18 protein-coding genes and 1 pseudogene are annotated in these 18,947 nt (G+C 72.4%); 6 read left to right on the forward strand and 13 right to left on the reverse strand.

Going from position 1 to position 18,947, the window contains the following annotated elements; translation table 11 throughout:
• Positions 1-105: 105 nt before the first annotated feature.
• Together OG276_RS20795 and OG276_RS20800 are read left to right on the forward strand one after the other, a co-directional pair.
• On the forward strand, positions 106-1,311 hold the full coding sequence (locus tag OG276_RS20795; protein ID WP_266907640.1) for an acyl-CoA dehydrogenase family protein: 1,206 nt from the start codon (positions 106-108) through the stop codon (positions 1,309-1,311).
• Positions 1,308-2,375: a Zn-dependent alcohol dehydrogenase gene (locus OG276_RS20800; RefSeq protein WP_266907642.1), complete on the forward strand. Its 1,068-nt coding sequence runs from the start codon at positions 1,308-1,310 to the stop codon at positions 2,373-2,375. The genes OG276_RS20795 and OG276_RS20800 overlap by 4 nt, the downstream gene beginning before the upstream one ends.
• Here OG276_RS20800 and OG276_RS20805 read toward each other — a convergent pair.
• Both OG276_RS20805 and OG276_RS20810 read right to left on the reverse strand, forming a co-directional pair.
• Positions 2,365-3,279 (reverse strand): hypothetical protein, encoded by a 915-nt coding sequence (locus OG276_RS20805; protein ID WP_266907644.1) that lies wholly within the window; start codon positions 3,277-3,279, stop codon positions 2,365-2,367. The genes OG276_RS20800 and OG276_RS20805 overlap by 11 nt on opposite strands.
• 93 nt (positions 3,280-3,372) lie before the next feature.
• Positions 3,373-3,990: a flavin reductase family protein gene (locus tag OG276_RS20810; protein WP_266912974.1), complete on the reverse strand. Its 618-nt coding sequence runs from the start codon at positions 3,988-3,990 to the stop codon at positions 3,373-3,375.
• A 116-nt stretch (positions 3,991-4,106) separates the two neighbouring features.
• On the opposite strand from OG276_RS20810, the gene OG276_RS20815 reads away from it, so the two are divergent.
• A complete protein-coding gene (locus tag OG276_RS20815) occupies positions 4,107-5,000 on the forward strand; it encodes a hypothetical protein (RefSeq protein ID WP_266907646.1) in 894 nt (297 codons plus the stop codon).
• Here the strand turns inward: OG276_RS20815 and OG276_RS20820 are convergent.
• Both OG276_RS20820 and OG276_RS20825 read right to left on the reverse strand, forming a co-directional pair.
• Positions 4,931-5,932, reverse strand: a complete 1,002-nt coding sequence (locus OG276_RS20820; RefSeq protein WP_266907648.1) for a GlxA family transcriptional regulator — start codon at positions 5,930-5,932, stop codon at positions 4,931-4,933. The two genes, OG276_RS20815 and OG276_RS20820, sit on opposite strands and share 70 nt — an antisense overlap.
• Positions 5,933-5,949: 17 nt before the next feature.
• Complete coding sequence (locus OG276_RS20825) at positions 5,950-6,636, reverse strand: HD domain-containing protein (protein WP_266907650.1); 687 nt, start codon at positions 6,634-6,636, stop codon at positions 5,950-5,952.
• Positions 6,637-6,898: 262 nt separating this feature from the next.
• Here OG276_RS20825 and OG276_RS20830 point away from each other — a divergent pair, with 262 nt between their 5' ends.
• Positions 6,899-7,699: a VOC family protein gene (locus OG276_RS20830; RefSeq protein ID WP_266907652.1), complete on the forward strand. Its 801-nt coding sequence runs from the start codon at positions 6,899-6,901 to the stop codon at positions 7,697-7,699.
• Between the two features lie 24 nt (positions 7,700-7,723).
• Here OG276_RS20830 and OG276_RS20835 read toward each other — a convergent pair whose 3' ends face one another.
• From OG276_RS20835 to OG276_RS20845, 3 genes are all read right to left on the reverse strand, one after another.
• Positions 7,724-8,527 carry an enoyl-CoA hydratase/isomerase family protein gene (locus OG276_RS20835; protein WP_266907654.1) on the reverse strand — a complete coding sequence of 268 codons (804 nt, stop codon included), beginning with the start codon at positions 8,525-8,527 and terminating at the stop codon, positions 7,724-7,726.
• A gap of 517 nt (positions 8,528-9,044) precedes the next feature.
• Positions 9,045-11,279 carry an acetate--CoA ligase family protein gene (locus OG276_RS20840; RefSeq protein WP_266907656.1) on the reverse strand — a complete coding sequence of 745 codons (2,235 nt, stop codon included), beginning with the start codon at positions 11,277-11,279 and terminating at the stop codon, positions 9,045-9,047.
• 336 nt (positions 11,280-11,615) lie between these two features.
• Positions 11,616-11,957, reverse strand: a complete 342-nt coding sequence (locus OG276_RS20845; RefSeq protein ID WP_266907658.1) for a DUF5713 family protein — start codon at positions 11,955-11,957, stop codon at positions 11,616-11,618.
• Between the two features lie 146 nt (positions 11,958-12,103).
• On the opposite strand from OG276_RS20845, the gene OG276_RS20850 reads away from it, so the two are divergent.
• Positions 12,104-12,718 (forward strand): hypothetical protein, encoded by a 615-nt coding sequence (locus OG276_RS20850; protein WP_266907660.1) that lies wholly within the window; start codon positions 12,104-12,106, stop codon positions 12,716-12,718.
• A 70-nt stretch (positions 12,719-12,788) separates the two neighbouring features.
• Here OG276_RS20850 and OG276_RS20855 read toward each other — a convergent pair whose 3' ends face one another.
• The 3 genes and pseudogenes from OG276_RS20855 to OG276_RS20865 form a co-directional block, all read right to left on the reverse strand.
• Entirely contained in the window at positions 12,789-13,304 is a 516-nt protein-coding gene (locus OG276_RS20855) for a GNAT family N-acetyltransferase (protein ID WP_266907662.1), read from the reverse strand.
• An 84-nt stretch (positions 13,305-13,388) separates the two neighbouring features.
• A pseudogene (locus OG276_RS20860) lies at positions 13,389-13,574 on the reverse strand (IS5/IS1182 family transposase); the annotation flags it as partial.
• A 56-nt stretch (positions 13,575-13,630) separates the two neighbouring features.
• Complete coding sequence (locus tag OG276_RS20865; RefSeq protein WP_266907664.1) at positions 13,631-14,824, reverse strand: NAD(P)/FAD-dependent oxidoreductase; 1,194 nt, start codon at positions 14,822-14,824, stop codon at positions 13,631-13,633.
• 247 nt (positions 14,825-15,071) lie between these two features.
• Between OG276_RS20865 and OG276_RS20870 the strand changes: the two genes are divergently transcribed.
• Entirely contained in the window at positions 15,072-15,506 is a 435-nt protein-coding gene (locus tag OG276_RS20870) for a Zn-ribbon domain-containing OB-fold protein (RefSeq protein WP_266907666.1), read from the forward strand.
• Between the two features lie 370 nt (positions 15,507-15,876).
• Here OG276_RS20870 and OG276_RS20875 read toward each other — a convergent pair whose 3' ends face one another.
• The 3 genes from OG276_RS20875 to OG276_RS20885 form a co-directional block, all read right to left on the reverse strand.
• Positions 15,877-16,554: a pyridoxal 5'-phosphate synthase gene (locus OG276_RS20875; protein ID WP_266907668.1), complete on the reverse strand. Its 678-nt coding sequence runs from the start codon at positions 16,552-16,554 to the stop codon at positions 15,877-15,879.
• A 145-nt stretch (positions 16,555-16,699) separates the two neighbouring features.
• Complete coding sequence (locus OG276_RS20880) at positions 16,700-17,626, reverse strand: D-alanyl-D-alanine carboxypeptidase family protein (protein WP_266912976.1); 927 nt, start codon at positions 17,624-17,626, stop codon at positions 16,700-16,702.
• A 100-nt stretch (positions 17,627-17,726) separates the two neighbouring features.
• Positions 17,727-18,944 (reverse strand): acetyl-CoA acetyltransferase, encoded by a 1,218-nt coding sequence (locus tag OG276_RS20885; protein WP_266907670.1) that lies wholly within the window; start codon positions 18,942-18,944, stop codon positions 17,727-17,729.
• Positions 18,945-18,947 lie beyond the last annotated feature (3 nt).

The raw sequence follows: 18,947 nt of genomic DNA on the forward strand, positions 1-18,947 counted from the left end.
GTGAGCCCGGTGGACCCGGCGGATCGGGTGGATCGGCGCGTACGCGTGCCAAGGCGCGAGAGGCCGGCCGTAGCGGCCGGACAGGACCCAAGGGGGGTACCGACCATGGACTTCCGCTTCGACGAGGAGGACAAGGAGCTGCGCGGTCGCGCGCGGGCGTGGCTGGCGGAGCACCTCACGGGCCCGTACGAGGAGGCCGTCGGCCTCGGCGGGCCGGGCAGTGAGCACGAGGGCGTCGAGGTCCGCCGGGCCTGGGAGCGGGAGTTGGGGCGCGCCGGCTGGATCGGCCAGGGCTGGGAGACGGCGGACGCAGACGCGTACGGCAACCGGCGGCTGTCCCTCACCGGGCAGGTGGTGTGGGCCGAGGAGTACGCGGCCGCGCGCGCCCCGGCCCGGGTCGGCCACATCGGCGAGAACCTCCTCGCGCCGACGCTGATCGCCTACGGCTCCCCGGAGCAGCGGGCCCGCTTCCTCCCCGGCATCGCCCGCGGCGAGGAGCTGTGGTGCCAGGGGTACTCCGAACCGGGCGCCGGCTCCGACCTCGCGGGAATCCGTACGACGGCGGTACGGGACGCTGCGGACGGCCTGTACCGGGTCACCGGGCAGAAGATCTGGACCTCGCTCGCCCAGGACGCCGACTGGTGCTTCGTCCTGGCGCGCACCGGGGCCGGGTCGGCGCGGCACCGCGGGCTGTCCTTCCTCCTGGTCCGCATGGACCAGCCGGGCAAGGTCGAGGTCCGGCCGATCCGGCAGATGTCGGGGACCTCCGAGTTCAACGAGGTGTTCTTCGACGGGGCCGTCGCCGCCGAGGTGGTGGGCGGTGAGGGCAACGGCTGGTCCGTGGCCATGGGACTGCTCGCCCTGGAGCGCGGGGTCTCCACCCTCGTCCAGCAGATCGGCTTCGCGGCCGAACTGGAGCGCGTGGTCCGGGCGTACGTGGCCGCGGGCGCGGGCGACCCGGTCCTGCGCGAACGCCTCGTACGGCAGTGGGCCGAGCTGCGCACGATGCGCTGGAACGCACTGCGGACGCTGGGCGGCGCGGGCGGGGACCCCGGCGCGCCCAGCGTGGCCAAGCTCCTGTGGGGCGGCTGGCACCGGCGGCTCGGGGAGCTGGCGGTGGAGGTCCGGGGCGCGGTGGCCACGGCCGGGCCGGGGCACTGGTCGCAGGGGACCCCGTACGAACTCGGACTCGACGAGGAGCAGCGGCTCTTCCTGTTCACCCGCGCCGACACCATCTACGGCGGCTCGGACGAGATCCAGCGCAACATCATCGCCGAGCGCGTGCTCGGCCTGCCTAAGGAGTCCAGGTGAGAGGCGTCGTATTCGACGGCAAGCAGGCCCAGGTGGTCGACGATCTGGAGATCCGGGACCCGGGGCCGGGGGAGGTGCTGGTCGCGATAGCGGCGGCCGGGCTGTGCCACAGCGATCTGTCGGTGATCGACGGGACGATCCCGTTCCCGCCGCCGGTGGTGCTCGGGCACGAGGGCGCGGGCGTGGTGGAGGCGGTCGGTTCCGGGGTCACGCACGTGGTGCCCGGCGACCACGTCTCGCTGTCCACGCTCGCCAACTGCGGTGCGTGCGCGGACTGTGACCGCGGCCGGCCCACGATGTGCCGCAAGGCGATCGGGATGCCGGGCCAGCCGTTCTCGCGGGGCGGCAAGCCGCTCTTCCAGTTCGCCTCCAACTCGGCCTTCGCGGAGCGGACGATCGTCAAGGCCGTGCAGGCGGTGAAGATCCCCAAGGACATCCCGCTGACCTCGGCCGCGCTGATCGGCTGCGGGGTCCTGACGGGCGTGGGCGCCGTACTGAACCGGGCCAAGGTGGACCGCGGCGAGAGCGTGGTCGTCATCGGCACCGGCGGCATCGGGCTCAACGTGCTCCAGGGCGCGCGGATCGCGGGCGCCACCACCATCGTGGCGATCGACGCGAACCCGGCGAAGGAGGCGGTGGCCCGGCAGTTCGGCGCCACGCACTTCATCGACGCCTCGGCGGTGGCGGACTCCTCGGCGGCCGTCAAGGAGATCCTGCCGACGGGCGCGGACCACGCCTTCGAGTGCGTGGGCAACGTCAAGCTGATCCGGCAGGCGATCGACCTGCTGGACCGGCACGGACAGGCGGTCCTGCTCGGCGTGCCCGGCTTCAAGGAGGAGGCGGCCTTCCAGGTCTCGTCCATGTACCTGGACAAGACGATCATGGGCTGCCGGTACGGGTCCTCGCGCCCGCAGCGGGACATCGCGCTCTACGCGGAGCTCTACCGGCAGGGCAAGCTGCTGCTCGACGAGCTGGTGACGGAGGTCTACCCGGTCGAGGACTTCGACAAGGCCGTGGACGACGCCCACCACGGGCGGGTGGCCCGGGGGGTCCTCACGTTCTGAGCGTGCCCGTACCGCCCGCCCCCCGGCTGGCCCTCCTCACCCAGAGCAGGGCCAGCCACGGCGTGAGGGCCGCCACCCAGGCCGCACCCCGGGCGAAGGCTCCGGACCGGGCCTCCACTGCCACGGGCAGCAGCAGCGCGAGCCCGAGCAACAGAATGCCGAGGGCGGGCAGGTGCACCCGGGGGCGCAGGCGCCGCAGCGCGTGCACGGCGCCGGCGTCGACGGCCTTCAGCAGCGAGGCCCCGAGGACGAGGGTGGGGACCCCGACCGCGGTGTAGAGGACGGCGGTGAGCGCTCCGGGGCCGGGGGGTGTGGCGCGGACCCCGATCTCCGGGTGCGAGGTGGCGTAGTACAGATCGACTTCCTTGCCGGGGGTGGGCGGCCCGGTCGTGGTGAAGCCGCGGAGCACGGATTCGCGTACCTCGCCGTTGTCGTAGGGCACCTGGAAGGCGAGGTCGGTGGTGTACAGCGGCCGCCGCGAGGCGCTCTTCTTCCCCGTGGCCTGCGGAGTGCTCAGGACCCGCGCCACGGGAACCCGGTGCACGTCGAGCCCGGCCCGCTCCAGCCGCTCCTGCTCACGGCCGGAGGCGCCGGACAGGGTGAAGGAGAGCAGGATGGCCGCAGCGCTGGCCAGGACGGTTCCGCCCGCCAGCAGGAGGGGGAGCACCCTGCCCGGGCGCCCGGCGGGCGGCAGCCCGAACCGTGCTTCGTCCGGGCCGATCCGTGCCCGGTAGGAGGCTGCGACCCAGCCGGCCGCGCACAGCACGGTGAGCCCCGTGAGGGTCAGGGCGGAACCGAGCGGCGGGTAGGGGTCCAGCCCGAGCGCCGCGCAGGTGGTGGCGGCGAGGGCGCACAGCACCATGAGCCAGCCGGTGAGAGTGGTCGCCCAGCTCCGACCCGGCACGTACGTGATCCTCATGGCCCCCCGCCCGTTCGAGACCGGCAGGATAGCGGTGGGGCGAGCGGTGGGGCGGCCGGGCGGGCGGTGCCTCCGGTGTCAGTCGGTGAAGCGGCCGAAGCGGCCCTTGTGGAAGAGGAGGGGCTCGCCCTCGCCGGCCGCGCCCATGGCCTCGACCTTGCCCACGACGATGAGGTGGTCCCCGCCGGTGTGCACGGCGTGGATCCGGCAGTCGATCCAGGCGGGCACCGCGTCGAGCTGCGGCGACCCCGTGGCGGGGGCCGGGGTGTGGGCGACGCCGGCGAACTTGTCGGCGCCGCTGACGGCGAAGGCCCGGCACAGCTCGCCCTGTTCGGCGCCGAGGATGTTCACGCAGAACACCCCGGTGCGCGCGATGCGGGGCCAGGTGGTCGACGTACGGGCCACCATGAAGGTGACCAGCGGCGGGTCGAGGGAGAGCGAGGCGAAGGACTGGCAGGCGAAGCCGGCCGGGCCGTCCTCGTCCTCGCCGGGCGGGGAGGTGATGATCGTGACCCCGCTGGCGAAGTTCCCCAGTACGGCGCGGAACTCGGCGGGGCTGACGGGCGCGCGCTCGTCCTCGCCGACGGCCCGCAGATCGGGGCGGGGCAGTGCTTCGACGGGCTCGGCCCCGGGCTCCGCGGCGGCGGAGGGGAGGGAGCCGACTGATCTGAGGTATCGGACGACGGTGGCCGCCATCCCTGCGTGTCCCATCACATCTCCGATTGAAGCTGACGGTTCGTCAGATGGGAAGGGGAGTGTAGGGTCCACCCTGGATTGAACGTGTTCAAGTCAGCTGGATGGGGAGGTCCGCCGTGTCGAACCACGTGTTCGTCGCGCCCCGGAACAAGCGCTCCTGGAGCGGCATCGCGCCCGGTGCGGAAGCCGTCGCCGGTGCACAGTTCCTGGTCGCGATGGTGCTCTGGTGGGTCTCCCCGGGCGAGAGCGACGCCTACGGGGTGGGCTACGGCACCTTCGCCATCGGCCTGTTCCTCGAAGTGGCCGTCGCGTGCGCCTTCCTTCCGCCGCTGTCGTTCGTGGCGGGCTGGGTGCACGGCACGCTCTTCACCATCCCCGTGATGGAGCTCTCGCACGCCGCGGGAGTGCGCACCCGGATCCCCGCGTCCCGGTGGGCCCTGCCGGTGCTGGCCCTGCTCGCAGGCCTGTACGCGGCACCGGTGGCCCTGCTGGCCCGTACCTCGTACGTCGCCACCTGGGGCTGGACGGCCGCCGCCGGGGTGCTCCCCGTCGGGGTCGCGGTGTACGCGCGGATGCGGCGGCGGACGAAGCTCCGGGTGCGGCTGTGGACGCTGGCGGCGACCCTGATCGCGGTACCCACCGCCCTCCTCGCGGGCTTCGTCATGCCCCCGTACGAGCCGCCGGCCCTGGAGCGCTCCGACTACGTCGGCGTGTGGACCGGCTCCGGCGTCAGCCTGGAACTCGACGCGCAGGGCGGGGCGATGGCGCAGACGCTTCCGGTGGAAGACGGATTGCACGAGGTCGACACCTGTTCGGGGCGCGGGACCTGGGAGCGGGCCGCCGGTTCGTCCGGCGGCGACGGGCCGGGCGTGGTCCTGTCCGTCGCGGAGTGCGAGGAAGCCAGGCTGTACTGGCAGGTGGCCGGCACGGCGGACGAGCCTCAGCTGTTCGTGCTGATCGGCGACCCGGACGGCGGGGACGTGCGCGTGCTGCGGAAGCGGGCGCGGTAGGCGGTCGGGGCGAGGTCCAGGCTCTGCTGGAACACGCGCCGCATGGTTTCGGCGGAACCGAAGCCCGACTGCTCGGCCACCGTGTCCACCGGGTCGTCGCCGGCCTCCAGCAGGGCCTGGGCGGCTTCGAGGCGGACGGATTCCAGGTACTGCCCCGGCGTCATCCCGGTCTCCGAGCGGAAGAGCCGGGCGAGGTGGCGGCCGCTGACCCCGGCGTCCCGGGCGACCTCGTCGAGCGCGAGCCGGGGGTCGGCCCCGATGGCGTCCATGACCGTGCGCAGGGCCGGATTCCCGGCCTCGCGCGGGGTCAGGCGGGCGCTGTACTGGGACTGGCCGCCGGGCCTGGCCATGAAGACGACCAGCTCCCGCGCGACCTCCCGGGCGATCTCGGCCCCGTGGTCCTCCTCGACCAGGGACAGCGCGAGGTCGATGCCCGAGGTCACCCCGGCGGAGGTGACCACGTGCCCGTCCTGGACGAACAGCGGATCCGCCTCCACCCGCACCAGCGGGTACGCGTTGGCGAGCTGCGCCGCGAGCCGCCAGTGCGTGACCGCCCGCCGACCGTCGAGCACCCCGGTGTGCGCCAGCACGAAGGCCCCGGCGCACACCGAGGTGACCCGGCGCGAGCGGCGCACGAGCTCGGCGACCAGGCCCGTCAGGGCGGGATCGGCGACGGCCCGCCGCCAGTCGCTCCGGCCGGGGACGACGAGCGTCCCGGGGCGGGCCGGCAGGCTCTCCGGGCCGCCGTCCGCGCCGATGCGTACGCCCGAGGAGGTGCGGACGTCGGTCCCGTCCGGGGAGATGATCCGGACCTCGTAGCGGGCGCCGTGGAGATTGGCTGTACCGAACACCTCGGCGGGGCCCGTGACATCGAGCAGCTGCACGCCGTCGAAGGCGACGATGACGACGGGGTGGGCGGCTCGTCGGTCCATCGCCCGTCGGTCCACCGCTACTCGGCCCACGGGGAGTCCAGGACCACGCGTACGAAGTCCCCGCGCTCGAAACCGGGCACGTGGTGCGCGAGCACGTCGGCCTTGATGTTGCCGAAGGTGGTGCCGGGCTTGGGTGCCACGCCGTCGGCGAAGGCGCGCAGGATGCGCTCCTTGAACCGTGGGCGCGGGTGCAGGGCGACGACCGCCGCGCGGTCAGCCTCGGCGAGCTCGTGGTAGCCGATGCCGAGCACGTCGTACTCCACGCCCGCCGTCACCAGCGCCACCTCGGGTTCCATGTGCTCCGGGATGCCCGGGGTGGTGTGCAGGGCGATCGCCGTCCACACCCGGCGCACCGCGTCCTCGGGGACCCCGTGGCTCCGCAGGAACCGGCGGGCCTCGTCGGCGCCGTCTACCTCGAAGCGGCGGCCGCTGGCGTGGAAGGGCTCGGTGAGGCCGAGGTCGTGGAACATCGCGGCCACGTAGAGCAGTTCGGGATCGACCTCGATGCCGAGGCGGCGGCCCTGGAGGCTGCCGAAGAAGTACACGCGGCGGGAGTGGTCGTAGAGCAGCTCGCTCACGCTGTCCCGGACGAGCTCGGTCGCCTCCTTCGCCAGCCGTGAGTCCGGTACCCGGATGGTGCGGGTGAGTGCGTTGGTGGGCGTTGTCGTCGTTGCCGTCGTCGTCGTGGTCTGCACGGTCTGCATGGTCTGCTCCCTGTACTGGGCTCCCTGTGGGGCGTCTCCAGTCTTCGGGGCCCGGGTGGTGTCCCGCCATGGCCATCGGGCCGGACATCCCACAGATACGGACACGGGTGCGGGCTCGGTGCGGCCGTACGGGTGATTCGGCCGCCGCGCGCAGTCCCCTGGGGCGCGGGCTCCGGACGGGCTCGGCATCGTGGCGGGGGACCGGAGACAGGCCGCCGCCGCTGCGGCAGCGGCGCACGCACGCACGCACAGGAGGACTCACATGCTCGGCACCGATTTCCGCAAGGGATCGCCCAACTGGCTCGACCTCGGCAGTCCCGACACCGACGGGGCCGTTTCGTTCTACACCGGCGTCTTCGGCTGGGAGTTCCTCTCCCTCGGCCCGGAGGCGGGCGGCTACGGCTTCTTCCAGGTCGACGGCAAGACCGTCGCCGCGCTGGGGCCGCTCACCGAGGAGGGCGCCAGCCCCGCGTGGATGCTGCACTTCAACACCCCCGACATCCAGGAAACGACGGCGGCCGTCAGGGCGGGCGGCGGGGTCGTGCGGATGGAGCCCGGGGACGTGATGGGGGAAGGGTGGCTGGCGCAGTTCACCGATCCGCAGGGCGCGGAGTTCGCGTGCTGGCAGCCGGGGAAGACCGGCGGTCTGGGGCGGACCTCCGAGGTGAACTCCCTGGTCTGGGCCGAACTGCACGCCCCCGACCCGGTCGCGGCCGTCGAGTTCTACGCCGGGCTCTTCGGGTGGCGCTCCGCCGAGATGGAGGCGCCCGGGATGACCTACCGGGTGCTGAGCATCGCCGACGGGGACCAGGAGGACGGCTCCTTCGGCGGGGTCGCCCCGCAGGGCGACGGTGCGGGCCAGGGGGCCGGGGCGAACGAAGTTCCGCGCTGGGTACCGTACTTCAACGTCGCCGACGTGGACGCGACCGTGGCCGCCGTCCGGGGTGGCGGGGGGTCGGTGCTGATGCCCGCCGCAGATGTTCCGGAGGTCGGGCGGATGGCGTGGACGGCGGACCCGACGGGAGCGGTGTTCGCGCTGCTCACGCCGGATCCGCAGATGTAGTTCCCGGTGCCGGTGCCTGTGCCGTTACCGGCCGAGGTACTTCGGGGTGCGGCGCTCCACGAAGCTGGCGACCCCCTCGTTCGCGTCGGCCGTCGTCATGTTGAGCTCCTGGGCGGTGGCCTCGGCGGCGAGCGCCGTCGCCCGGTCGCTGTCCAGGGAGGCGTTGACCAGCTGCTTCGTCAGGGCCAGGGCGCGGGTGGGGCCCTGCGCCAGGCGCTCCGCCCACTCCCTGGCGGTGTCCTCCAGTGCCTCGGCGGGCACCACCTTGTTCACCAGGCCGAGCCGTTCGGCCTCGGCGGCGGGGACGGCGTCCCCGAAGAACATCAGCTCCTTTGCCTTGTGCGGGCCTATGAGGCGGGGGAGCAGGTACGCGCCTCCGCCGTCGGGGACCAGGCCGCGGCGGACGAACACCTCGATGAAGCGGGCCGGTTCGGCGGCGATGACCAGGTCGCAGGCGAGTGCGAGGTGTGCGCCGATGCCGGCCGCGGTGCCGTTCACGGCGGCGATGACCGGCTTCTCGCAGTCGAGCACGGCCGTGATCACGCGCTGCGCGCTGAGCCGGATCATGCGGGCCACGTCCCCTACGACGCGCTCCGCCGGGGCGGCCGGAGAACCGCGGAGGTCGGCGCCCGCGCAGAAGCCCTTGCCGGTGGCGGTGATGACCACGGCCCGCACGTCGGGATCGGCGGAGGCCTCGGCCAGCAGGCCGATGACGCGCTCGCGCTGGTCCCAGGTGACGGCGTTCATGGCCTCCGGGCGGTTGAGGGTGATCCAGGAGACGCCGCTCTCGAAGCGGTGGAGGACTTCGTCCTCCGGGGTGGGGGTCATGAGGGCTCCCGTTTGTGGGCTGGGCTGGGGTGAGGTTGGGGCGGGTGGGGTGGGCTGCGGGGGCCGGTGCCGGGGACGGGGTGGGGTGTCGTCCGGGACTCATGATTTATGGCGCCCTGTGCGGGCTGCGTCCCTGATGGGCTTCTTTCGCGCCAACAAATCACGTTTTACGTCCCGGACGACACCCCACCCCGTCCCCGTCCCCGGCTGCCTGGCCGAGCCGCTGAACTCAGCCCCTTTGGGGGGGGCGGGTTTTTTAGCCGTCCGGCCTCTGCACCCCGGGGTCCGGGCACTTTCAGCCGTCCGGTGTTTGAAGACCGGGGTCCGGGCAATTCCAGCCTTGCCGGCGTTTGAGGCGCGGGGTCTGGGGCGGAGCCCCAGGGGGTCCGGGCGCAGCCCGGGACCCCTCCAGCCCGTCCGGCGTTTGAGGACCGGGGCAGGGCCGGCCCTGGGAACGGTGGAAGGGCGGGTCGGGGACTTTGCCCCGCGCAGCGGACGGGCCCCCGGCCACTGGAGGTCAGCGGCAGATGGCCAGGGCGTCCAGGGCGACCGCTCCCTGGCCTCGGGGGAGGACCATCAGGGGGTTGATGTCCAGCTCCGAGAGTTCGTCGCCCAGTTCCATCGCCATCCGCTGCACCCGCAGGATGACCTCCACCAGCGCGTCGACGTCGGCGGGGGGCGCCCCCCGTACGCCCTCCAGCAGCGCGTGCCCGCGGAGTTCCCCGAGCATGGCCCGTGCCTGGTCCTCCCCGAAGGGGGGTACCCGGACGGCCACGTCGTGCAGCACCTCCACCAGGACCCCGCCGAGACCCACCGTCACCGTGGGACCGAAGAGGTCGTCCTGGGTGACCCCGACGACCATCTCGACGCCGCGCTCCACCATCTGGCAGACGAGGATCCCGTCCAGGGGGACGTTTTCGTAGCGTGCGATGTCGGTGAGTTCACGGTAGGCGTCGCGGATCTGGCTCGCCGAGGTCAGGCCGATCTTGACCAGCCCGAGTTCGGTTTTGTGCGCGAGCTGGGGGCCGGAGGCCTTCATGACGACGGGGTAGCCGACCAGGCCGGCTGCCCGTACGGCCGCTGCGGCGCTGGTGACCAGTTGCTCCCGGGGCACCCGTATCCCGTAGGCGCGCAGGAGCTGTTTCGCCGCGTGTTCGCTGAGCTGCTGGCCCGGGCGCATGAGGGCCTGGGCCTTGCGGAAGGAGGGCGAGGTGGTGCGCGGGGCGTCCTCGAAGGGGGAGCGGTAGGCGGCGGTGAAGCGGTGGTGGCCGAGGTACGCGCGGACGGCGGTGATGCAGTTGCCGAAGGTGCGGAAGGTCGCCACGCGGGAGGAGCCGAGGAGCGTGGTGCGGTAGGCCTCCTCCGTGCCGACGGGGGAGCCCCAGATCACGCAGATGAGTTTGTCGGTCTGTTCGGCCGCGTCCACCAGGTCCTGCGCCAGTTTGTCGCTCATGGGAGGGAAGGGGCCCGTGATCGGACAGATCAGGACGCCTACCGAGGGGTCCGCGAGGATGGCGTCGATGATTTTGCGGCCGCGCCAGTCGCCGACCGGGTGGCCGCCGTTGTCCACGGGGTTGGAGACGCCCAGGTACTCCGGGATCCACTGGTGCAGCTCGTCCTGCTTGGCCTGCGAGAGGGTGGGGATGCTGAGTCCCGCCTCGGTCGCCAGGTCGGAGAAGTGGGCGCCGGTGCCGCCGGAGATGGAGTAGACGACCACTCCGTCGGCGAGGGGCTTGCGGGCGCGGGCCAGGAGGGCCGCGGTGTCCTGGAGTTCGTCGAGGCCGTCGACCCGGATGACGCCGAACTGCCGCATGGCGGCGTCCACCACGGTGTCCGCGCCGGTCAGCTTCCCGGTGTGCGAGGCGGCCATGCGGGCGCCCGTCTCGGTGCGGCCGACCTTGACGGCGACCACGGGCACGCCGTTGCGGGCGGCCCGGTCGGCGGCGAGGAGGAACTGCCGGCCGTCCTTGAGGCCTTCGACGTAGCAGGCGATGGCCCCGACCTCGGGCTGCTCGGCGAAGTAGGAGATGAAGTCGGAGGTTTCGAGGTCGGCCTCGTTGCCGGTGGGCGCCCAGTGGGAGAGGCGGATGCCCAGCTCCTGGAGGGTGTAGACCGGCCGGCCCTGGTGGCCGGACTGGGTGATGAGCGCGATGGCCGGGCCGGTGAGGTCCTCGCGGAACTTCTCGAAGGCGTTGAGGTTCGTGTTGGGTCCCAGGAGGCGCAGGCCCGAGCGCCGTACCGCGGCGCCGAGACGGGCCTGTGCGGCGGCGCCCTCGTCGCCGGTCTCGGCGAAGCCGGAGGCGAAGGCGACCGCGAACTTCACCTTGGCTTCGGCGAGCTGCTCCACGACGGGGAGCGGATCGGCCACGAGGAGGACGGCCAGGTCCACCTGCTCGGGAAGATCGGCCACAGAGGCGTGGCACGGCAGCCCGAAGACCGTGGCCCGGGTGGGGTGCACGGGGTGCAGCCGGGCACCGACGCGTTCCGCCCAGGCGATGAGCTGGCGGGTGATGCCGGTGTTGGGTCTGCCGTCGGCGTCCGAGGCGCCGATGACCGCCACCGACTCGGGCCGGAAGAACCGGTCCAGGTCGGGGGCGTCGGCGTGCAGGGGCCGACCGCTGACGTCCAGCGCGACCGTGTCCTCGGCGGACGGAGCCGCTGTGGAGTGGACGGCCGTCCTGGGGGTCTCCCCGCAGGCCTCGACACGTGCGCGGAAGTCGGTGGTGAGGGTGCCGTGAGTAGATCCAAGCATCGTTCCGCCCGCTCCTGCTCGATGAACCTCGACGAATCTCAATAACTGACGCGTAGTCAGATTACTGAACTGACGTGCCGTCAGGAACAGGGATGCACAGGAAAGCTGGTGGAGGTGATGTGTGGAACGCCCGCGGCGTGGCTTTCGGGTGCGCCTCGGGGCGGACCCCAGGGGGATCCGCGGCGGCTTCCGGCATGACGTCCGGGGCCCTTCAGGGAACGGTCTCAGATCGCCGGGGGCCGGTCCAGACCAGTATTCGGCCGAGGTCAGGGGGCCGGGGCGGCCCTGCGGGGGCGGTCGGCCCCGATCGTCTCGCCGCGCGGCGCCCGGAGCTCCTCACCACTCCCGGGGGGCGATGAGCTCCTCGATGTCCGCGTCCGCGAATCCGTACGCCTCGGCCACGAACGCGAAGTCTTCGGCTATCTCCTCGCGCGCCACGGTCTCGATTTCGCTCCCGGCGGCCTCGAACTCCGCCTCCAGCAGGTTGAACTCCTCGGTCGCCGCCCCCGTCAGCACGTACAGCACGGCCAGGTCCGAGGGCTGCTCGGCCTCGATGCGGGCGCAGAGCCGGAGGAGGATGTCCCGGCCCTTGTCGAGGACGTGGTCCGGGTAGTACGCGTCCCGGTAGAGCGGCTCCAGGAAGGAGCGGGCTGCCACTTGCTGGTTCGTGATCGACATGGTGTTCCCCCATGGTTTCGTCGGCGGTCCCTGATGTGTCGATGCTGCACCCGGCCACTGACAACGGACCTGGTGTGGGGGAGGGGGAGGGGGAGGGGGAGGAACATGCCTGGCGAGGTGGGGGCCGGCCCGGTGATCATCTCGGCATGAGCACGGACATCAGAGGCTTCATCGAGTGCCACCTCAACTATCGGGAACACGAGGCGGATTCGCTCTGGCATGCCACCATCGCCTTGGAGCACCTGAACGTGCCGAGGAACTACGGCGCCTTCGGCTGTCTGTTCGGCGTCTGCGACGACGGGCAGTTCGTGCCCGTGGTTCCCGTCCGTGGACTGCCTGCCGGCGCATCGGATCGTGTCCGCGAGGGGCATGAGACGACGGGCGGGCGAAGCGCGAGCTGGGTCAGCTGGGCAGAGATCAAGCGGGTCGACTGGGACGAGGAGTCAGCCGAGCCGGATTGCTACATCCATGAGTACCACCGTGATCCGCAAGGCGAATGGCAGATCCACCAGCGCCACTATTCCGCTCCTCGGCGGTTCGCCGAGCTCTGCGGACAGCCGGCCAACGCGACCCACCCCGGCAGGTACTTCCCGGAGGGCTCCCAGTGGATCGACGGAGACCGGATGTTCCGTGTGGAGCGCCTCACGAGCCGCGACGCCGTGCTCGACGAGGAGTGGGGTTCCGTCTGGGCCGTCATGGGCACCCTCGCCGAGCTGCACGGCGACGACGCGGTCAGGCTGGTCGTCTGGTTCGACGACTGACCGTGGGGACTTGGCCAGCTCGTTCTGATCACCGTGCCGGGCCGGATTCCACTTCGCTGCCGCGTCGGCGTCAGATGCTGCCGAAGGGTTCGGGGTAGATGAATTCGCCTTGTACGGAGGGGTCGTAGGTGGCCAGGGTGCGGATCTGGAACAGGTGCTCCCAGGCCGGTTCCTCGCCGACGATGCCGAAGTCGGTGCTCGGGCGGAAGCCGAACCGGCCGTAGAAGTCGGGGTCGCCGAGGACGACGACCATCGGGGCGTCGAGGGCGTCCGCCGCGGCGAGAGCGGCGTGGACCAGGGCCGTTCCGAAGCCGCGCCGGCGATGGTCGCTGTGCACACCGAGCAGGCTGAGGTTGGGGATTCGGGCGGTGCCGATTCGTCCCCGGGTGCACAGAGCATGGCCGACGATCGCGCCGTCCTCGTCCTCGGCCACCAGCGAGAGTGCTGGGATCCAGTCTTCACCCCTTCGCAATGCCTCCCGCAGGATCACCTCCACAGGTTCCTCCTCGTGCGGCTTGTGGGAGGAGGCAATGGTCACCGCACGGACGGCGGCCAGGTCGGCGGGGGTTTCTCGTCTGATCAGCACCTACGCAGTGTGGCCCTCCGGCCGACCTGGTGGGCGTGCGGGGGCCGTCAGGGAGATGGCCTCATCTCACGGACCGGATGACGATGCCCGCGATGTGGCGTAGGACTTGTCGGCCAGGACTGCGAAAGGCCCGGTGCGCGGCCGCCCCCGGCGACGTGGGACGCGCAGGCGGGCCATCAGGTGCGTGGAGCCGGGAGCGTCGCAGGCCCGTCCGACGGTGAGGCAGAGGGCGAGGGGCCGGCAGTGCGCGTCGGCTGCGAGGTTCGCCTGCCGGGGCCCTCTTCTGCGGGCCCCGGCCGTGTGCTGGGGAGCGCGCACGACATGGCCTAGGTGCGGGCCTTGCGGGCCGTGCGGGCGATGGCCTTGGCGATCTTTTCGGCGTCCAGGGCCAGTTCGCGGATGTTGCCGCTGATGGGGTTGGTGAAACCGGTGAAGTAGAGGGCCGGGGCGTCGGGCGGGGTGGTCGCGCCGTGCGTACGGGGGCGGCCGCGGTCGTCCAGTACGTCGAGGGCGCCGACCAGGCCCTCCAGGGCGCGGCGGTATCCGGTGGCCGCGATCACGGCGTCCGGGGTGATGCGGGAGCCGTCCGCGAGGACCACCTCGGCTCCGTCGAAGGACTCGACGGCGGCCACGGGCTCCACCCGGCCCGTGCGGACCGCATCGATCAGGCCGACGTCCTGGAGCGGGATCGACCCCTGCTTGACCCTGCTGTACAGGCCGGTGGTGGGGCGCGGGAGACCGTACGCGGACAGGTCCGGGACCGAGGCCTTGCCGACGATCGCGCCGAGCCGGTCGACGAGCCGTACGGGCAGGTGCCGGACCAGGATCCCGGTCCGCTGCGAGGGCCAGCCGGCGGTGGAGCGGCGCAGGATGTGCGGGGCCGTGCGCACCGCGAGGCGGACCCGGGCGGCGCCGCCTTCGGCGAGGTCGACCGCTATCTCGGCGCCGGTGTTGCCCACGCCGACGACGAGGACGTCCAGGCCGGCGTAGGGGGCGGGGTTGCGGTACTCGGCGGCGTGGGCGAGGGGGCCCGGGTAGGTGTCCCGGCCGGGCCAGTCGGGGACGAGGGGGGTGTGGTTGTACCCGGTCGCGACCACCACCGCCCGGGCCGCCATGACGCGGCCGCCGGTGGCGTGCAGGGTCCAGCCGGGGGCGTCGGGGAGGGAGTCCGCGGAGGGCTCGATGCGGGTCACCTCGATGCCGGTGGCGATCTCCAGCTCGTGGAACTCGGCGTACTTCTCCAGGTAGCGCACCACGTTCTCGCGTGCCACCCAGCGTCCGAAGCGGCGCGGCATGGCCAGGCCCGGGAGGGCGGAGAGGCGGCGCGTGGTGTGCAGGTGGAGGCGGTCGTAGTGCCGCCGCCAGGAAGCGCCGACCGACTCCGACTTCTCCACGACCACCGCGCGGATGCCGCGGGCGCGCAGCGCGGCGGCGACGGCGAGGCCGCCGGGGCCGGCGCCGATCACGTAGACCGGGCGGGGCTGGGTGGACAGGTCGGGTGCTGCGGGGGCTCCGGGCATGAGGTGTGAGCCTATCGACGTACGGGGGTGGTGGGTCTCGGACGAGGAGGGAATCGGTTGCGGATCGATTACGGGGCGTGGTGGGGGCGGTGGGGGTGGTGGGGGGACCGTGGGGCGTGGTGGGGGGCCGTGGGGAGGGCCGTGGGGAGGGCCGGGTGGGCGGCGGTGGGTGGGGGCTTGTGGGATGGGGCGGGATCCGGTGAACTGACGGGACGTCAGATTTGGTGTGTCCCGGAGGAGTGGTGTCGTGAGTACAGGAGCCGGTACGGCTGCGCGGTTCGACCTGCCGGAGATCGACGACTTCACGCGGCCCTACTGGGACGCGGCCGCGGAGGGGCGGCTGTTGCTGCGCCGCTGCGGGGAGTGCGGGAAGGCGCACCACTACCCGCGGGAGTTCTGCCCGGCCTGCTGGGCGGGGGAGGACAGGGTGACGTGGGAGACGGCGAGCGGGCGGGCCACGCTCTACACCTGGTCGGTGATCCACCGCAACGACCTGCCGCCCTTCGGGGAGCGGGTGCCGTATGTGGCGGCGGTGGTGGACCTCGCGGAGGGGCCGCGGATGATGACCGAGGTCGTCGGTGCGGAGGGGGTGGAGCTGCGGGTGGGGATGGACCTGGTGGTGTCCTTCCGGGAGGCGGCGGAGGGGGTTTGGGTGGCGGTCTTCACCCCCGGCGCGGGCTGACCTCGCGGGGTGGGGGGAGTCCCCTACCCGCCCTTCGACCGTTCCCAGGGCTCGGCCCTGACCCGGTCCTCAAGCGCCGGACGGGCTGGGAAGGGGTACCGGGCTGCGCCCGGACCCCTCTGGGGCTCCGCCCCAGACCCCGGTCCTCAAACGCCGGACGGCTGGGAATGCCCGGACCCCGGTCCTCAAGCGCCGGACGGCTGGGTATGCCCGGGCCCCGGTCCTCAAGCGTCGGACGGCCGGGAATGCCCGGATGCCCGGTGGCCGGGACGGGTAGCTGTCGGGCGGTGGGAAACCCTCAGGCGTGCGGCGGCTGGGACGGGCAGCCGTCGGGCGATGGGAAGCCCTCAGGTACCTCGCCGCCGGGCGGTCAGGGCCACAAGAGGTGGCGGGTCCAAGGGGTGTTGGGGGTTCGGGTGTACTGGAGGCGGGTGTGGAGGCGGGCTGCGTCTCCCTGGAAGAACTCGATCTCCGTGGGGGAGAGGACGTACCGGGTCCAGGTCGGGGCCGGGGCGTCCGGCTCCGCGCCCGCCCGCTCCCAGGACTGCGCCGCGGTGGCGGCCAGTTCTTCGCGGGAGGTCAGGACCTCGCTCTGCCGGCCCGTCAGGGCCGCCGCGAGGGCTCCGCGCGTGCGGGCCGCCAGGTCGGCGCGGCTTTCCGTCGCGTCGCACGCCGTGACCCGGCCCCGGATGCGGATCTGGCGGGCCACCGCCGGCCAGTAGAAGCCCAGCGCCGCCGCCGGCTGCCCGGCCAGCTGGCGGCCCTTCGTGCTGGTGGAGTGCGAGGCGAAGTGCAGGCCGCGCTCGTCGGCGTCGTGCAGCATGAGCGTCCGTACGTCGGGCCGTCCGTCCGCGTCCACCGTCGCCAGGCTCATCGTGTGCGGCTCGGGCTGCCCCGCCTTGGCGGCGTGCGTGAACCACTCCCGGAACAGTTCGAGCGGCTCGGCCGGAGCGGTGGCCGTGTCGAAGGAGGGCAGCGGCCCGTCCCAGACGCGCAGGGAGTGCAAGGTGGTGTGGAAGTCGCTCGGGGCGCTCAGGTCGCTCGTCATTCCTCAATCGAACACCACCCGGTCGTGTCCCACCACGAGGAAAGCCGAACGGGGGCGCCCCGGCCGACCTGTGCGGTCGGGCGGAACGCCCCCGTGGACGTCAGGACGCGGCACAAGGCCGCGCGTGCGTCGGGGTGTTACTGCATCAGTCGAGGACGTCCGGGCGCGGCGGGATGCTGCGGAGCGTCGCCGCACCGGCGGCCGGGCCGACGGCCCAGTCGATGAGCTTGTTCGCGTCCGGGTAGCGCGAGTCGTCGTTCAGCAGGACACCGATGACCGTCTTGCCGTTGCGCGTCGCCGAGAAGACGATGCACCGACCCGCGATGGAGCCGGTGCCGGTCTTGACGCCGATCGCCCCCGGAGCGAAGTGGCCGGAGTTGGCCTGGAGCAGCTCGTTGGTGTTCGTCCACGTGGCGACGGTGGCGGTTCCGCCGCTGCTGATCGCGGTGGTCTTCACGATGGACTTGAAGGTGCTGCTGCGCATCGCGAAGCGGGTCATCTTCGCCAGGTCGCGCGCGGTGGTGACGTTGCCGGCGACCGTCGGCGAGATGCCGTCGAAGGAGTCGTACGTGGTGTTCGTCATGCCCAGGGACTTGGCCTTGGCGTTCATCTTCGCGATGAAGTCCTTGGTGCGGGCCGCGGTGGTCGCGCCCGAACCGAAGGTGTCGGCGAGCGCGTAGGCGGCGTCGCAGCCCGAGGGCAGCATCATCGCGTAGAGGAGCTGGCGGACCGTGGGCGTGGCACCCGCCTTCAGGTTGGCCGTGCTGGCGCCCTCCCGGACCACGTAGTCCCGGTACTCCTGCTTGATGGTGACCTTCTTGTTGAGGTCGAGACCAGGAGTGGTGAGGACGACCACGGCCGTGGTGATCTTCGTGGTGCTGGCCATCTGGCGCTTGGTGTCGCCGCCCTTGTAGGCGAGCGTGGCGCCCGTGGTGCCGTCCATGAGGAACGACGCGGAAGCCGAGTTCGTCGGTGCGGCGGCGGCCCCGGCGGGCGAGCCGACCGCGATGAGGGCGCCCGTGGCGACGGTGACGGCGAGAGCGGCGCGAGAACGCCGCAGCAGGTTCGATATCAAGTCAGTTCCCGTGATGGCTGGAGATTCCCCGAAGGGGCCGCGGACACCGAGGTGCCCGGCCCCTCCGGGAGCTTACGCAGCCGGACCGACAAGGAGATCAGTCCCGTCCGAGAATGATGGTGCCCGACGAGCAGAACCAGCCGCCGGTGCCCGAGGCGATGGCCACCTGTGGGAGGGTTCCGCCACGTTTGCGCACTTGGCCCTCGCCCGCCTCGCCGCGGAGTTGGCGTACCGCCTCGACCAACAGGAACAGCCCGCGCATGCCCGGATGGCAGGCGGAGAGTCCGCCGCCGTCCGTATTGACCGGGAAATCGCCGTCCCGCAGGAGGCGGCCTTTCTCCACGAATGCGCCGCCCTCGCCCTTCGCGCAGAAGCCGAGGTCCTCCAGAGTGACCAGGGTCATATAGGTGAAGGCGTCGTAGATTTCGGCCAGGTCCACATCGGCCGGGGTGAGTCCCGCGCGGGCGAAGGCCTGGCGGCCCGAGACGGCCGCGGGGGAGACGGTGAAGTCCTCCCACTCCGACATCGTGGTGTGCGAGACGGCGGTGCCGGACCCGAGGATCCACACGGGCTCCTTGGCCGTGTCCGGTACGTAGTCCTCCGCGGCCAGCAGGACCGCGCAGCCGCCGTCGGAGCGGATGCAGCAGTTCAGCTTCGTGAAGGGGTCCGCGATCATCCCGGAGGACAGCACGTCGTCGACCGTGATGGGGTCGCGGAACATCGCGTCCGGGTTGGTGGCGGCGTTGGCCCGCGCCTGCACCGCCACCTCGGCGAGCTGCTCCAGCGTCGTGCCGTACTCGTGCATGTGGCGGCGCGCGGCCATCGCGTACTTGGAGACCAGCGTGTGCCCGTACGGGACCTCGAACTGCAGGGGTCCGCGGGCGCCGAAGGAGAGGTTCGAGGTGCGGCGGCGGGCCTTGATGTCGGCGCGCGCGGTGGATCCGTAGACGAGGAGGACCGCGTTGGCGTGGCCGGCCGCGATGGCGTCGGCCGCGTGGGCGGCCATCACCTCCCAGGTGGAGCCGCCGACCGAGGTGGAGTCGACCCAGGTGGGGCGCAGGCCCAGGTACTCGGCGACCTCCACGGGCGCCAGGATGCCGAGGCCGGCCGAGGCGAAGCCGTCGATCACCGAGCGGTCCAGGCCGGAGTCGGCCAGGGCCCGGCGGGCGGCCTGCGCGTGCAGGGCGTACGGGGTGGGGCCGTCCACCCGGCCGCAGTCCGAGAGGGCGACGCCGACGACGGCGACCCGGCGGGGCCGGGCCTGAGGGCCGGCTGTGGCGGATGCGGATGCGGTGGCGGAGAGAGGTCCAGGCATGAC

Source organism: Streptomyces sp. NBC_00086 (assembly GCF_026343255.1).
Lineage (GTDB): Bacteria > Actinomycetota > Actinomycetes > Streptomycetales > Streptomycetaceae > Streptomyces.